At 42.8% G+C, this 13,646-nt stretch carries 12 protein-coding genes and 1 tRNA gene; 5 read left to right on the top strand and 8 right to left on the bottom strand.

Annotated features, from left to right (window positions below; translation table 11 throughout):
• Positions 1-137 precede the first annotated feature (137 nt).
• Positions 138-818 carry a phosphate signaling complex protein PhoU gene (phoU, locus tag GAVG_RS01965; protein WP_009994834.1) on the top strand — a complete coding sequence of 227 codons (681 nt, stop codon included), beginning with the start codon at positions 138-140 and terminating at the stop codon, positions 816-818.
• A 109-nt stretch (positions 819-927) separates the two neighbouring features.
• On the opposite strand, the gene GAVG_RS01960 is transcribed toward phoU, so the two are convergent.
• On the bottom strand, positions 928-1,668 hold the full coding sequence (locus tag GAVG_RS01960; protein WP_004112459.1) for a phosphoglyceromutase: 741 nt from the start codon (positions 1,666-1,668) through the stop codon (positions 928-930).
• A 127-nt stretch (positions 1,669-1,795) separates the two neighbouring features.
• Positions 1,796-3,469, bottom strand: coding sequence for a lysine--tRNA ligase (gene lysS / locus GAVG_RS01955; RefSeq protein ID WP_004115592.1), 1,674 nt, complete (start codon positions 3,467-3,469; stop codon positions 1,796-1,798).
• Between the two features lie 448 nt (positions 3,470-3,917).
• On the opposite strand from lysS, the gene GAVG_RS01945 reads away from it, so the two are divergent.
• The 3 genes from GAVG_RS01945 to GAVG_RS01935 all read left to right on the top strand — a co-directional run bounded on the left by GAVG_RS01945 (position 3,918) and on the right by GAVG_RS01935 (position 6,791).
• Positions 3,918-3,991: transfer RNA gene (locus GAVG_RS01945), tRNA-Pro, on the top strand.
• 113 nt (positions 3,992-4,104) lie between these two features.
• Complete coding sequence (locus GAVG_RS01940; RefSeq protein WP_004115594.1) at positions 4,105-6,162, top strand: DUF4037 domain-containing protein; 2,058 nt, start codon at positions 4,105-4,107, stop codon at positions 6,160-6,162.
• Positions 6,162-6,791, top strand: coding sequence for a DUF4125 family protein (locus GAVG_RS01935; RefSeq protein ID WP_004115596.1), 630 nt, complete (start codon positions 6,162-6,164; stop codon positions 6,789-6,791). The genes GAVG_RS01940 and GAVG_RS01935 overlap by 1 nt, the downstream gene beginning before the upstream one ends.
• Positions 6,792-6,816: 25 nt before the next feature.
• On the opposite strand, the gene GAVG_RS07415 is transcribed toward GAVG_RS01935, so the two are convergent.
• From GAVG_RS07415 to hflX, 6 genes are all read right to left on the bottom strand, one after another.
• Positions 6,817-7,479, bottom strand: coding sequence for an HAD family hydrolase (locus GAVG_RS07415; RefSeq protein ID WP_009994830.1), 663 nt, complete (start codon positions 7,477-7,479; stop codon positions 6,817-6,819).
• A gap of 13 nt (positions 7,480-7,492) precedes the next feature.
• On the bottom strand, positions 7,493-7,933 hold the full coding sequence (locus GAVG_RS01925; RefSeq protein WP_004115603.1) for a metal-sulfur cluster assembly factor: 441 nt from the start codon (positions 7,931-7,933) through the stop codon (positions 7,493-7,495).
• Positions 7,934-7,986: 53 nt separating this feature from the next.
• Positions 7,987-8,634 carry a Fe-S cluster assembly sulfur transfer protein SufU gene (gene sufU / locus GAVG_RS01920; RefSeq protein WP_009994829.1) on the bottom strand — a complete coding sequence of 216 codons (648 nt, stop codon included), beginning with the start codon at positions 8,632-8,634 and terminating at the stop codon, positions 7,987-7,989.
• A 66-nt stretch (positions 8,635-8,700) separates the two neighbouring features.
• Positions 8,701-10,047: a SufS family cysteine desulfurase gene (locus GAVG_RS01915; RefSeq protein ID WP_013399503.1), complete on the bottom strand. Its 1,347-nt coding sequence runs from the start codon at positions 10,045-10,047 to the stop codon at positions 8,701-8,703.
• A 158-nt stretch (positions 10,048-10,205) separates the two neighbouring features.
• On the bottom strand, positions 10,206-11,168 hold the full coding sequence (locus GAVG_RS01910) for an L-lactate dehydrogenase (protein WP_004112440.1): 963 nt from the start codon (positions 11,166-11,168) through the stop codon (positions 10,206-10,208).
• A 133-nt stretch (positions 11,169-11,301) separates the two neighbouring features.
• Positions 11,302-12,771: a GTPase HflX gene (gene hflX / locus GAVG_RS01905; protein ID WP_013399502.1), complete on the bottom strand. Its 1,470-nt coding sequence runs from the start codon at positions 12,769-12,771 to the stop codon at positions 11,302-11,304.
• Positions 12,772-12,940: 169 nt separating this feature from the next.
• On the opposite strand from hflX, the gene GAVG_RS01900 reads away from it, so the two are divergent.
• Entirely contained in the window at positions 12,941-13,642 is a 702-nt protein-coding gene (locus tag GAVG_RS01900) for a class I SAM-dependent methyltransferase (RefSeq protein WP_004116812.1), read from the top strand.
• The last annotated feature ends 4 nt before the right edge of the window (positions 13,643-13,646 follow it).

Below are 13,646 nucleotides of genomic sequence, written 5' to 3'. Positions count from 1 at the left end.
TTTAAGCAACTAATACAGCGACTAATACATTTAACGCACGTGCGCACAGTAGTCTATACTTGATTAGGGCAATCTAAACAAACGCGAATATGCTCCAAACGCAATTGAGCGCGATTGAACGCAAGAAAGGACGCACCATGCGAGTGATTTTCAACGAAGAGATGAAGGCAGTTGCATTAAACATTGAACGCATGGCAGAGCTTGTTGCAAAAGCCATGAACGATGCTGGAAATGCTTTATTAAATGCTGATTTAGAATCTGCACAAGCAGTTATAGACAATGACACTCAACTAGATTCACTAGAAGATAGCGTTATAGATCAATGCTTAACATTGCTAGCTAGACAAAATCCTGTAGCAACAGATTTGCGAGAAGTAGTAGCAACCATGCGTTTGGCTGCGACTTTTGAGCGCATGGGAGATTTAACAAGTCACGTTGCACAAATCACAAGACGCACATGGCCTGATTCCGCAATACCAAGCCAAGCAAAAGAAACAGTTGAGGCGATGGTTAGCTTCCTTCGTGTTCTTTCTGTGCAACTAACTGACATGCTTTCAAAGCGAGATGTTCAAGTAGCCGATGCAATTATTCACGGCGACGATAAGATGGATAAGCTACATGAAGACATTTTTGCTCTTGTAGAAGGCGAAAATTGGAACGGCACTAGAAAACAGTTGATTGACTTAGTGCTTCTAAGCAGATTCATGGAACGCATAGGCGATCATTCAGTTGCTGCAGCAAGACAAGTAGTATTTATTGTTTCAGGATTTGACCCAACTAAAAAACCAGAACCAGATAAAGACACAGTTGTGGCATAAAAATACAGTTTTTGAATAGAAATTCAAAACAAAAGTATGCTTGTAAAACAAAAGTAGGTCTGCAGATTTAGTTGCAGACCTACTTTTTTAATTTAAACTAATCAGAATCTCACTTCTGACCCTGAGCAGCCACAGCGGCAGCACCAGCAGCAGCAGCTTCTGGATCCAAATACTCACCACGAGGCTTGATTGGCTTAAAGTTCTCATCCAACTCGTAAAGCAGAGGAATAGCGGTTGGAATATTCACCTTGGAAATCTCTTCCTCGCTCAAGTTGTCAAGCATCTTAACGATTGCGCGCAAGCTGTTGCCGTGAGCTGCAATCATCACAGTCTTGCCAGACTTAAGCTCTGGAATAATATCGGACTCCCAGTAAGGAGTTACACGAGTCACAACGTTTGCCAAAGCTTCAGTTTCTGGAACCGGATCGCCTGCGTAACGAGGATCATTCGTCTGAGAATACTCATCGTTTGGATCAATCTCAGGAGGTGGAGTTGCGTAAGAACGACGCCAAATCATGAACTTCTCATCGCCATATTCCTGACGAATCTCAGACTTATTCTTACCTTGCAAAGCACCGTAATGACGCTCGTTTAAACGCCAGCTGCGACGAACTGGAATCCACAGGCGGTCGGCTGCATCAAGCGCGTAATTCGCGGTATTGATAGCGCGACGAAGCAAAGAAGTGAACACGATGTCTGGAAGAACGTTCTTCTCTTTAAGAAGCTCGCCACCATGCTTAGCTTCCTCAACACCCTGCTCAGTCAGCGGTACATCAACCCAACCAGTGAACTGATTGGTCTTATTCCATGCGCTCTGACCATGTCGGAGCAATACTAATTTATATGTCATAATTACCTAGTCTATTCGTTTCGTAAGACTACTTGCATAAAAGTAAACAAACACGAAAAATTTAATAGAAAAGCCGATGAATGTTTAAACGACATCCAACGGCTTTACAATCTACTAAATCTATCAGTTAGCGAAGAGGCTTTACGAGTGGGAACGTAATCGTCTCGCGAATGGTTGCGCCCGTAAGCGCAATCAGCAAGCGATCAATACCCATTCCCATGCCGCCAGCAGGAGGCATACCGACGCCGAGAGCCTCAATAAAGTCCTCGTCAATATCCATTGCCTCAACATCGCCAGCCAAAGCATCCTTAGCTTGAGCAACAAAGCGCTCGCGCTGCACAACAGGATCGTTAAGCTCGGAGTAGCCGGTTGCAAGCTCAAAGCCACGCACATACAAATCCCATTTTTCAACCATTCCTGGCTTAGTACGGTGACCCTTAACAAGCGGGCTGGTTTCCACTGGGAAGTCGCGCACAAACGTTGGCTCATAAAGCTTATCCTCGTAGAAGTGCTCCCACAAGTGCTCAACCAACTTGCCGTGATTCTCCACTTCGTCGCGCTCAACGCCAAGCTTGTCTGCAATCGCACCCAAATGCTCAACAGAAGTTTCCGGCGTAATCTCCTCGCCCAAAGCCTCAGAAAGCGAGCCGTACATGGTAATCTGCTTCCACTCGCCGCCAAAATCGTACTCTTCGCCGTTAAGCAAAGTCACCTTAGTGGAGCCGAAAGCGTCGACAGCAGCCTTTTGAATCAGCTCTTTAGTAAGAGCTCCAATCGTATCGTAAGTGCCATAAGCTTGGTAAGCTTCGAGCATTGTAAACTCTGGAGCGTGAGTTGCGTCTACGCCTTCGTTTCTAAAATCACGGTTGATTTCAAACACGCGGTCAATGCCACCAACCAAGCAGCGCTTCAAGAAAAGCTCTGGCGCAATACGCAAATAAAGATCAATGTCGAACGCGTTCATATGAGTTGTAAACGGACGAGCAGCAGCGCCGCCGTGAACCGTTTGCAACATTGGTGTTTCAACTTCCAAGAAGTCGTGGCTGTCGAAAGTGCGGCGAAGAGAAGCTACAGCATGAGAACGCCTGCGAACCATATCGCGAATCTTCTCGTCCGCAATCATGCCAATATAAGGCTTGCGCGTACGAGTATCGTCGCTTAATTCCTTATGCAAAGCCGGAAGTGGCTGCAAAGCCTTAGCTGCAATTGCCCACTCAGTTGCGAATACGGAAAGCTCGCCAGTTTTAGAAGAAATAACGCGACCGCGAACATACAAATGGTCGCCCAAATCAACCATCTGCTTGAAGCTCTTAATAGATTCTTCGCCAATTTCCTTCTTGGAAACCATCGCCTGAATCGTAGTGCCGTCACCAGCAGCAAGCTTAACGAAGCACAAGCCACCAGCATTACGCAAGAAAAGCACGCGACCTGCAATACCAACCTCGGTATCAGTTTCTTCGCCAGCTTCAAGCTTGCCATCAAAATCAGCACGAACCTTTTCGATAGTATCCGTAACATTAAGATGCACTGGGTATGGCTGCACACCCTCCTTAAGCATCATCGCACGCTTAGCAACACGCATCTGCACCTGCTCTGGGTGAGCAAGCGGACCAAACTCTTTATTGCTTGGATCAATTGCTTCGTCAAGAGTAGCACCATCATTTACGCGCTTAGCAATAGCCTCATCTTGAGCGAGCAGCATCTCAGCATGCTCAACGGTGTCAATTTCATTGGCGTTATCTGTTACGTCATTTTCTGCGGCGTTTTGTGCGGCAGACATTGCAGTATTCGTGTCAGTCATAAACGCCAATTGTAGCTACTAGGGAATACAGGTAAGCGAGTCGCAAATGCATTTTATTGTGTTACTAGATCGATTGCGCTAATCATTTTTGCAACAAATATACATTTTTATATAAATATTTATATTTTTCTGTTTTCGAAAGAAAAATACATTTACAGTAAAACTTTTTATTATTTTATTAAGATATACAAAATTATTTACGAAAAATTACATCATTTTGCAAATATTGCGGAGACCATGCAGCTGCAAAAGAATACAAGTGAATTTTTAATAAAATTTTAAAAGAATTTATTTGACAACGACACACACTGTTAATTTGTAGCAAGTTCACGCTATTATAACCACGTTGTCGGAGTGTTGCATGCGCAATTACAACATGTAGCTGCGTCATGTATTCATAAGATGGATTCACGATGTGCAATCTCTATTGAGTTCGCACAATCGACATCGGGCTGTAGCGCAGTTTGGTAGCGCGCTTCGTTCGGGACGAAGAGGCCGCGGGTTCAAATCCCACCAGCCCGACTTTTGATTTTTTGCACAATCGCGCATATTACAACACTCGTATAAACAAATAATTCGCTATGATTGAGTAGTGAGCAAAACGGAATTTAATCGCAAGAAGCAAGGTGGCTTAAATGTTAAGCGTTTCGCAATTTTATAAAGAATTAGACAATATGTTTGCAAGCCACACAAGCGCGCAAGAAATCGAAAAATACCTGCTAAATGCGCTCAACCAATCGCAAGCAAAAGCAAACCAAGAAGCAACAAACCACGCAGAAGCAAACGCTCAAGCATTGCAACTATCTGTGTTAAACGAGTTGATGGGATTTTATAGGTCTAGAGGAGAACACGCAAAAAACAAGCCAATAATTGATAATGCGCTAGATTTGTCAAAAAAGATGGATTTAGCAGGCAGCGAAGCTGGCACAACCACGCTTATAAACGCTGCTACTAGCCTACGAGCCGCGGGCAGCTATGAGCGCGCAGCAGAAATATATTCTCAAGCTATTAAAGAATCATCGAAAACACTAAAACCAAACGATAGAAAGCTCGCAGCTCTGCACAACAATCTTTCAATGCTTTACAGCGAAACAGGCAACACGAGCGAAGCAATTAATGAACTTAATATTGCGCTTGAAATATTGCAAAAATCGAGTATCGATCCTTCAACAGACATAGATATAGCAGCAACTCACACAAATCTTGCGCTTGCGATTTTGCAAGAGTGTTCGCAGCCTAGCGAAAGCACAAACAGCAAATCCACTATCCTTAACTCTGCTTTTGAACACGCTTCAACTAGTATTCGCATGTACATTGCAGGAAATAACCAAAATCAACCACATTACACATCTGCTTTAGCTGGATATGCTCAAGTTCAATACGCACGAAAAGAGTATTCCGACGCTGTAAAAGCATACAGCGAAGCTCTAGATTTAATAGCACAATGTTACGGAAAAGATAGCGAGTCATACGCTATAACGTTGGAGAATCTGCAGCAAGCACAGGATGCAGAAGAAAAATTTACGGCGAAAAGCGCGGCAAATACAATTCAATGCAATTCGGAAAAGTCGCAAGCAAGCGATGAGCCAAAGCCAGAGTCAAATAAAACTATACAATCAAATAAAACCATAAAATCAATCAAAACTGTAAAAACAGAATATAATCCAAAAATCAAAAACGGCATGCAACTTGCAAAATCATATTGGCAAACTTACGGAAAACCACTGCTTGAACTTGAACAATTTAAAGACTATAAAAACCGCATAGCTGCAGGATTAGTAGGTCACGGATCGGAATGCTACGGATTTGACGACGAGATTTCGCGCGATCACGATTTTGGCCCAGGATTCTGCTTATGGCTTACAGATGAAGACTATGCGAAAATTGGCGATGATTTGCAAGCAGCTTACGATTCTCTTCCGCAAGAATACGCTGGTTTTGGCTCTCGCGAAGAAACTCCACGCGCTAAATCATGCGAAGGAAGCAAGCGAGTTGGAATATTTAGCATAAGCGAATTTTTTGAAAACATAACGGGATTTTCTACTGCACCAAGTCAAAACGAGCCGCATTTATGGCTTTCGTTAAGCGAGCCAACACTTGCTGCAGCTACGAACGGCCAAATTTTTGCAGACCCACTTGGAGAATTTAGCAAAACGCGTCAAAGTTTTAAACTCATGCCAGACGATGTGCGAATCTCGCTAATCTCTAGAAGGCTTGGCATGATGGCTCAAGCAGGTCAATACAATGTTCCACGAATGCTAGCGCGAAAAGACGGAGCTGCAGCATGGCTTTCTATAAACGAGTTTGTGCGCGCAACCGCTTCAATCGTATTTTTGCTAAATAACCCAATAAGTGCAGGATATTTGCCATATTATAAGTGGCAATTTGCAGCACTTCGCAAGCTAAGCAATCGCATGGCGTCTAGGCTTTCTGGCGTAGCAAATCAACTTGAATCGCTTATGCGACTAAGCTCCGCAGCATGCTTTGGTGGAATCGGATTTGGCGAAGGCACAAAAGGCAGCAGCGAAGCTGAATCTAAAATAAACGAGATTATTCAAAACGTGTGCAACGAAGTAGTGCAAGAGCTTAAATATCAAGGTTTGAGCGATTGCAATGAAACGTTTTTAGAATGGCAACGCCCGTATGTTGAAGCACATATTAATTCGCGCGCAACGTGCTTAAGGAGCTTATGATGTGCGATTCATTATCAAATCCAAAAACGCAAAATCTTGCAGAAGAAATTACAAAACTAGAATGGCAGCAATTCCAGCTTACGCAAAACGAAGGCGGGCGCGCGAATTGCCAGGAAGATTGGCAAACATTCCGCATTATGCGCATGAGTCAATTTTTAACTTGGCCTCTGGATTTGCAAGAGTCTTATAAAAAAGATCTTGAGCGCGCTGACAGCAATGGCAGAAATTTGATAACAGAAAAATATGCAAGAATGATGGAGTCTACTGCTCCAGAAATTTTTGAGCGCACAATTAAGCCTTATATTAAGCCGATTTTAGAGCCTAGAAAAAGCGAGCAAGAGAAGATTATTTTAACGCAAGTTAAATGGGCGGATGATTTTCGCGATCGATACCCTCATTTAGGTCTTGCGATGCGCGTTCTAAAAACAAGTGAAGATACAGAAGAAAATACATCTTTTGAAACGTATTTACGAGGAGAATTAAGCACGTATTCCGCCGAAACTTTTGCTAAATATAAGTCTTTTATAGAAGATTTAACAGCGAAAAATCTAAATCTAACGCAAATGATTATTACAAATACTGTGCGCATGTATGGCTACGATTCACTTGAAGCAGCCGACAAATGTTGAGTCAACTATAGCGTGAATAGTTTTATTACAGTGTGAATAGTTTTGCAAATGCACACTCAATTCTTTGTGCAGTTTTTAAACTACGCAAATCAGATTCAACAAAAACAGTAGAAGATGCGCTCAAACCATTTTTGCTCAAAAAATCTCTATAAATCATAATATTCGGCTTGCGCAAATGATATTCATAAGATGCGCTAACGCCATTTATCTCGCCAAGTATTGGGCAAGTTGTGCGCACGCAATCAACCCACTCTTGTGAAGCATTTCCCAGCGCCCAAACGCGCACACCTTTTGCAGTTAAATCGCGAGCAACAGCCGCAAAACGCTCTCGCTCCCCTAAAAATCCGTGTAAAAAATTCTCAAAATACAAGCGATAAAGCCAAGTTACGGCAGGACCATGATGCTCACTAAACGATTCAAGCGCACACTCAATGCTCCATCCTGATTCACGCAAAGCCTCGTGAAACTCAAAACCCCATTCTGGCTCATAGCTAAACAGCACCTCGCCAATATAATCTGGGTAATACGATTCCAATGTGCGACGCGCATCCCAATCAACAAGAAGATGCAAGTCAAAAACAACATCTGTTATGCCGTTTTCAATAATTTTTTGCGCGCATAAATCGCAATAATCACAACTATTCTTGCAATCATTGTGATTAGGCGAAAAATCTTCTGTGCAAATCATTACAAATCCTAAATTATTCAGTTGGCGAAATTCCGCCGGCATAGGATGACATTCCAGCACCAGCACCAATTCCAGCACCAAAGCTCGCAGGCAAATTGTTCAAATTATAGCCAAGCGCCTCAAGCTGCGCGCGCCCATCTTCCGTAATATTTTCAACGCTCCAACGCGGTTTCCAAGTCCAATCAATACGAAATTCATCAACTAATCCAACAAGCGCACTCGCGCATTCGTCTTCAATCAAATCTGTAAGAGGACAAGCAGGCGTTGTAAGCGTCATCGTAATAATCGCGCGTCCAAGCTCATCAATTTCAATCCCGTAAACTAATCCTAAATCAACTACGTCAATTCCAAGCTCTGGGTCTACAACATCATGCAAAGCATCCTGAATGTCTTCCTCAGTTACGCGACCAATGCTATTTACGTTGATCTGAGATTGAGCTTGATTTTCTGCCATAATATTCCTTATTTTTAGTGTTACACTGCGATTTTATAAAGCCACATACGATTTTATAAAGCCTCAATAGCCTTTGCAATACCGTCTTTTAAGCCTTCCCATGCAAGCAACGCGCACTTGATTCGCATTGGATATTTAGAAACGCCTTGAAAAACCATTGCATCTTCCAACTCATCTTCGTCTTGCTCGTTTTCTAATCCCGCTCCCCTAGATTCCATAAGCTTGTGGAAAAGCGCAGCCAATCGCAAGGCATCCGCAACAGTTTTTCCCTCAACCAAATCAACCATAATCGAAAGACTCGCTTGCGAAATTGAGCAACCATGGCCATCCCACTTAATACTTTTAACAAACGCATTGCTTGAATTGTCAGCATTTTTAGCTAGTTCCACATGCATCGTAACCTCATCTCCACAAGTTGGGTTAAATTGATGAGATTTTCCTAATGCATAATCTTTATTAGCTTCTACAGCACAATTTTCATGATGATTTGTAATTGTTATATTAGAATCGTTTTTAAACTCATCGGTTGCTGGCGACTTATCCGAAGCCTCCTCAACTTTCTCTTCCTGCTCTTCTGCTTTAGAAAGACTTTCTGTGTTTGAAAAATGTGTTTTTCCGTGCGGATTTCTAGCAGCATCTAAAATCACTTCTTGATACATGCTTTCTAAGCCACTACCGTCGTCAACACTCATATCAAACATATGCTCTCCTTATTTGTTATTAAACAGTATTTTATTTGAATTCTATTTGAATTTTATTTGACAATACTATGCACCAAAGTATGCGCGAACATGGGAAACAGCTTCCACAAGCGCGCGAGCTTCTTCGATTGTGTTATAAACTCCAACAGACGCGCGATTTGAAGCATACACGCCAAAATGGCGATGAATCGGCTGAGCACAATGATGTCCAACGCGAATCGCAATTCCTTGCGCATCCAAAAACTGGCCAACATCGTGCGGATGCACGCCTTCAACCTCAAAAGAAACCGTTGCAATACGGTTGTTTAAATCAAGCGGTCCAAGCACGCGAACGCCTGGAACATCCTGCAATTTCAACAATTCTGCAGCAAGTTCCTGCTCGTGCTCTGCAACTCGGTTCATGCCCAACGCGCGCAGCCAATCCGCAGCTACTCCTGCAGCAACCATTTGCGCAACTGGCTGAGTTCCCGCCTCAAAACGGTAAGGCGCTTGCATATATTGCGCTGGCTTGTTAAGCCACGCAAGCTCCACCATAGATCCACCAAAATTGGCTGGTGGAAGACTGTTCAAAAGATTGCGGCGTCCATACAAGAACCCAACACCCGTAGGGCCGTACATTTTATGCGCGCTAAATGCTGCAAAATCAACATCTAGCGCATGAAAATCAACTGGAATATGTGGAACGGACTGGCAGGCGTCAAGAACAAAAATTGCACCAACCTCATGCGCACGCTTGCAAATCGGCGAAACGTCCGTAATAGCGCCAGTAACATTGCTAATATGCGTAACTGCAACGATTTTCGTGCGCTCGTCAACAATCGTGCTCAAATAATCCGCGTCCGCCCGCACTCGACCATCTTCACTTACATCGATCCAGCGAAGCTCTGCACCCGATCGAATCGCAAGCTCTTGGAACGGCAACAAAACAGAATGATGGTCTGAGCGAGAAACAACAATATTATCTCCCTCATTAATCACAAAATGCTGGCGCAAAGTTAAGTTATCTTCCGCAAAACCATTGCGATTTAATCTAGCGTTAATCGTAGCGTTTCCAATAGAAGTGGCAAGAAGATTTAGAGCGCCCGTAGCACCAGGCGTAACAATAATCTCTTCGTTTCCTTCTTCACTACAAGCACCAACGAGTTTTGCAACTTTTGCACGTGCTTCTTCAAAGGCAACTGTCGAAAGCGCCGCCAACTCGTGCGCCCCCCTATGCACGCCAGCATTAATAGTCTTATAAAATTCGCTCTCTGCATCGATTACAACCTGCGGCTTTTGAGCAGTAGCTGCAGAATCTAAGTAAATCAAGGGTTTTGAATGTACTTTGCTACCTAAAATTGGAAATTGAGATCTCAAATCTTCAAACTTGTGCATTAACACAGTATCTGTCTCAAGATTTTTATGATTAAACATTCAAAATCCCCTTTTAAGCAAATTTATACAACCTATACAATCAAATTTTATAAATCTTGTTCATAATTTAAAAGTCGCTCCCCCAAAACAAAGATTGAAGGAACGACTTTCAAAATTTAAATTTTAATAATTAGCGTTTTATGAACAGCTAATATTAATTAGAATCCAAACTCTGCAGCAGCCTGACGAAGAGTTTCAGCAGAACGCTTCAAAGCAGCAAGCTCGCGATCCGAAACTGGAGTGTTCAAGCGAGAGTTTACGCCATTACGGTTCAACAAAGTTGGAACGGACATGCAGACGTCTGAGATTCCATGGAAATCGTCAAGAAGAGAAGATACTGGCAAAATGCGGTTAGTATCGCGAAGAACGGCTTCAACAATATCAACACCAGACATAGCGATAGCGTAGTTTGTAGCGCCCTTACCGTTAATAATCTTGTAAGCTGCGTTCTTAACTTCTTGATGAATCTCTTCGCGCTTAGCTTCATCCAATGGCTCATGACCTGGAAGAGCATTCCACTCGCACATTGGAACACCACCAATAGTTGCAGAAGCCCAAAGAGGAACTTCGGAATCGCCATGCTCGCCAGCAATATAAGCGTGAACATTCTTAACATTCACACCAGTTTGCTGCGCAATAAGGAAGCGCAAACGTGCAGAATCAAGGTTTGTACCAGATCCAAACATTTGATTAGCAGGAAGACCAGAAAGCTTCATAGAAACATGCGTAACAACATCCACAGGATTTGTAATAAGCATGTAGATAGCGTTTGGAGCGACCTTCACAACATTAGGAATAATCGACTTCATAATGTTGATGGTTGCACCTGCAAGCTCCAAGCGAGTCTGACCAGGCTTTTGACGAGCACCAGCAGTAATAACAACCATGTCTGCGTCACGGCAGATTTCAACGTCATCTGAGCCATCAATAGAAACGGCTGGATAGAAGCTAGAACCATGCTGCATATCGAGCACTTCTGCCTCAACACGTTCCTTAGCGATATCCTCAAGCACAATTTCACGAGCAACACCGCGCTGAGCTGCAGCAAACGCAAGCGTGGAACCTACTGCACCAGCACCAATAATCGCAAGCTTAGTTGGCTTAACCTGAGAACTCACCATTAGAAAAACCCCTTTTCCACAAACCGAGTCGACCCTTATAACTTATAAATAGAAAAATACAAGGGCTGCTCTCACATTAAGAGCTATATGTGTATAAACAGTTTTTACTTTAATCACACCACCGGAATTTTGTTTAAAGTGCAATTTGCATAAGTTTTGCAGCCAAAGAATCGCCAACAAAAGCATCTAATTCTACACCAGAATCCTTATATTCCGCGGATTTTACAATACCGTTTTCCCTAACTCTAGATAGCAAAGACCCAGAATAATCGCTATAAGGCAATGTAACTTTAACATGAACATGTGGTGAAGGTAACAAATTTTCTATACGCGTTCTTAAACGGTCAATATTTGTTCCACTTGCAGCAGACACAATTAAAGAATCAGGATACAACGATTGCAAGCGTAAACGCATTGGTTCTTGCATAACATCCGACTTATTAAAAGCAATAATTTGCGCTATATCTTCCACACCGTCAATTTGAGCTAAAACCTCGTTAACTGCCTCAATTTGAGAAACAGGGTCTGGGTGAGAACCGTCAACTACGTGCAAAATTACATCTGCATTACCAACTTCTTCCAAAGTTGATTTAAACGCTTCTACTAGCTGAGTAGGCAGCCTTCTAACGAAGCCAACAGTGTCTACAAGTGTATAAGCGCGACCATCTTTAGTTAAAGATTTTCGAACAGCAGTATCCAAAGTTGCAAAAAGCGCGTTTTCTACAAGTTCTTTAGATCCTGTAAGTCTGTTTATAATCGAAGATTTTCCAGCATTTGTATACCCTACTACTGCAACAGTTGGAATATCTTGACGACGCCTAGATCCGCGCTTTGTCTCGCGAGTTGGTGCCATTAGTGCAATGTCGTGACGCAATTTTGAAATTCGATTCCTAATTGCGCGCCTATCCATTTCGATTTTTGTTTCTCCAGGGCCTCTAGAGCCTATTCCTGCATCTCCTGCAGCGCGACCACCAGCCTGCCTAGAAAGAGCAGCACCCCAACCTCTAAGTCGCGGAAGCATGTATTGAAGCTGAGCAAGCTCGACTTGTGCCTTTCCTTCCCTACTTGTTGCATGCTGAGCGAAAATGTCTAGAATAACAGCCGTTCTGTCTACAACCTTGACTTTAGTGGCATCTTCCAAAGCTCTTCTTTGGCTTGGTGGAAGATCGTCGTCTACCACAATCGTATCCGCATCATTTTGCGCCACAACCGCTGCAAGTTCACGCGCTTTTCCAGAACCAACATACGTTGCTGCATCTGGTCTGTATCTTTGCTGCAACATGCCGTCGCATACTACTGCGCCAGCTGTTTTAGCAAGCGCCGCCAACTCTCTAAGGGACTCTTCTGCTTGGCTTAAAGTTCCGCGAGCGCTAGACCATACTCCTACTAAAACAACGCGTTCTAGTCTTAGTTTTCTGTATTCTACTTCGGTTACGTCTTGTAATTCTCCAAGACCCGCAACTCGTTTTAAGGCGTTTCTTGATTCGCGCTCTTGCCAAGCTTCATCGTTACTTTCTAGGCTTGATCCAGTGTTTGTGGAATCTAGTAGTACTTCGGAATGTCCTGAAAGAACGTCTTTATGCTCATTTTTATGCTCAGGCATATTATTATCACCACTCGCCAAATTGCTGTTTGCTAAAGTATCTACCAAAACTATGCCCTTTGCTATTTTGCTTTAACTACTAACGCTAAATCCCCTGTTAATACACGATTTACAACGTTTGTTTTATTATTGTGAATCTAGAAGACATAATTTTTAACGCAACACTAAAATGGCTATTAACACTTTTAATAAAACTAAAAAGACGAGCAGCATTAATGCTACTAAAACAAACAAAAATACTAAAGAAGCTAAAACTGGCGGCGAACAGTATTTTTCCGCTAATCCAAACTCTTTAGACTTAAGACGAACTTTGCATGTTGATTTGCGTGGTCACGAGGTTAGCGTGCAGGTTTCTAATGGAGTTTTTAGCTCCTCTAAGCTTGATTTAGGCACTGCAGTTCTACTTAAACACGCTCCACAGCCTCCAGAAAATGGGCGATTTTTCGACATCGGTTGCGGCTGGGGTGCTATTAGTTTGGCTTTAGGTTTTGAATCCCCTAATGCGCAAATTTATGCTGTAGATGTTAATGAACGTGCTCTAGATCTTACTGATATTAATGCCAAGAATGCTGGATTAAACAACATTCACACTTATCTTGTAGAAGATGCATTAAAAGAAGATGCGCTAAAAGACATTGATCTTATTTGGTCTAATCCTCCAATCCGCGTTGGAAAAGACGTTTTGCACAATATTTTGATCACCTGGCTTCCTCGCCTAAAAGTTGGTGGAGCTGCTTATTTAGTTGTTCAAAAAAATCTTGGCTCCGATTCCTTAATCACTTGGCTTTCTAAAACTCTTGGGGAAGATTTTAGCGTTGAAAAATACGCAAGCTCTAAGGGATACAGGATTATAGAAGTTTTAAGAAAATAAGATT

The sequence above is a fragment of the Gardnerella vaginalis ATCC 14018 = JCM 11026 genome, from assembly GCF_001042655.1.
Lineage (GTDB): Bacteria > Actinomycetota > Actinomycetes > Actinomycetales > Bifidobacteriaceae > Bifidobacterium > Bifidobacterium vaginale.
Note: the sequence above shows the minus strand (reverse complement) of the source record. Positions and strands in the feature narration are given on the sequence as shown.

What these genes read in the sequence shown, in the direction of transcription:
- phoU (WP_009994834.1), top strand. Translation starts at nt 138, where the DNA reads ATGCGAGTGATTTTCAACGAAGAGATGAAGGCAGTTGCATTAAACATT.
- GAVG_RS01960 (WP_004112459.1), bottom strand. Translation starts at nt 1,668, where the DNA reads ATGACATATAAATTAGTATTGCTCCGACATGGTCAGAGCGCATGGAAT.
- lysS (WP_004115592.1), bottom strand. Translation starts at nt 3,469, where the DNA reads ATGACTGACACGAATACTGCAATGTCTGCCGCACAAAACGCCGCAGAA.
- GAVG_RS01940 (WP_004115594.1), top strand. Translation starts at nt 4,105, where the DNA reads ATGTTAAGCGTTTCGCAATTTTATAAAGAATTAGACAATATGTTTGCA.
- GAVG_RS01935 (WP_004115596.1), top strand. Translation starts at nt 6,162, where the DNA reads ATGTGCGATTCATTATCAAATCCAAAAACGCAAAATCTTGCAGAAGAA.
- GAVG_RS07415 (WP_009994830.1), bottom strand. Translation starts at nt 7,479, where the DNA reads ATGATTTGCACAGAAGATTTTTCGCCTAATCACAATGATTGCAAGAAT.
- GAVG_RS01925 (WP_004115603.1), bottom strand. Translation starts at nt 7,933, where the DNA reads ATGGCAGAAAATCAAGCTCAATCTCAGATCAACGTAAATAGCATTGGT.
- sufU (WP_009994829.1), bottom strand. Translation starts at nt 8,634, where the DNA reads ATGTTTGATATGAGTGTTGACGACGGTAGTGGCTTAGAAAGCATGTAT.
- GAVG_RS01915 (WP_013399503.1), bottom strand. Translation starts at nt 10,047, where the DNA reads ATGTTTAATCATAAAAATCTTGAGACAGATACTGTGTTAATGCACAAG.
- GAVG_RS01910 (WP_004112440.1), bottom strand. Translation starts at nt 11,168, where the DNA reads ATGGTGAGTTCTCAGGTTAAGCCAACTAAGCTTGCGATTATTGGTGCT.
- hflX (WP_013399502.1), bottom strand. Translation starts at nt 12,771, where the DNA reads ATGCCTGAGCATAAAAATGAGCATAAAGACGTTCTTTCAGGACATTCC.
- GAVG_RS01900 (WP_004116812.1), top strand. Translation starts at nt 12,941, where the DNA reads ATGGCTATTAACACTTTTAATAAAACTAAAAAGACGAGCAGCATTAAT.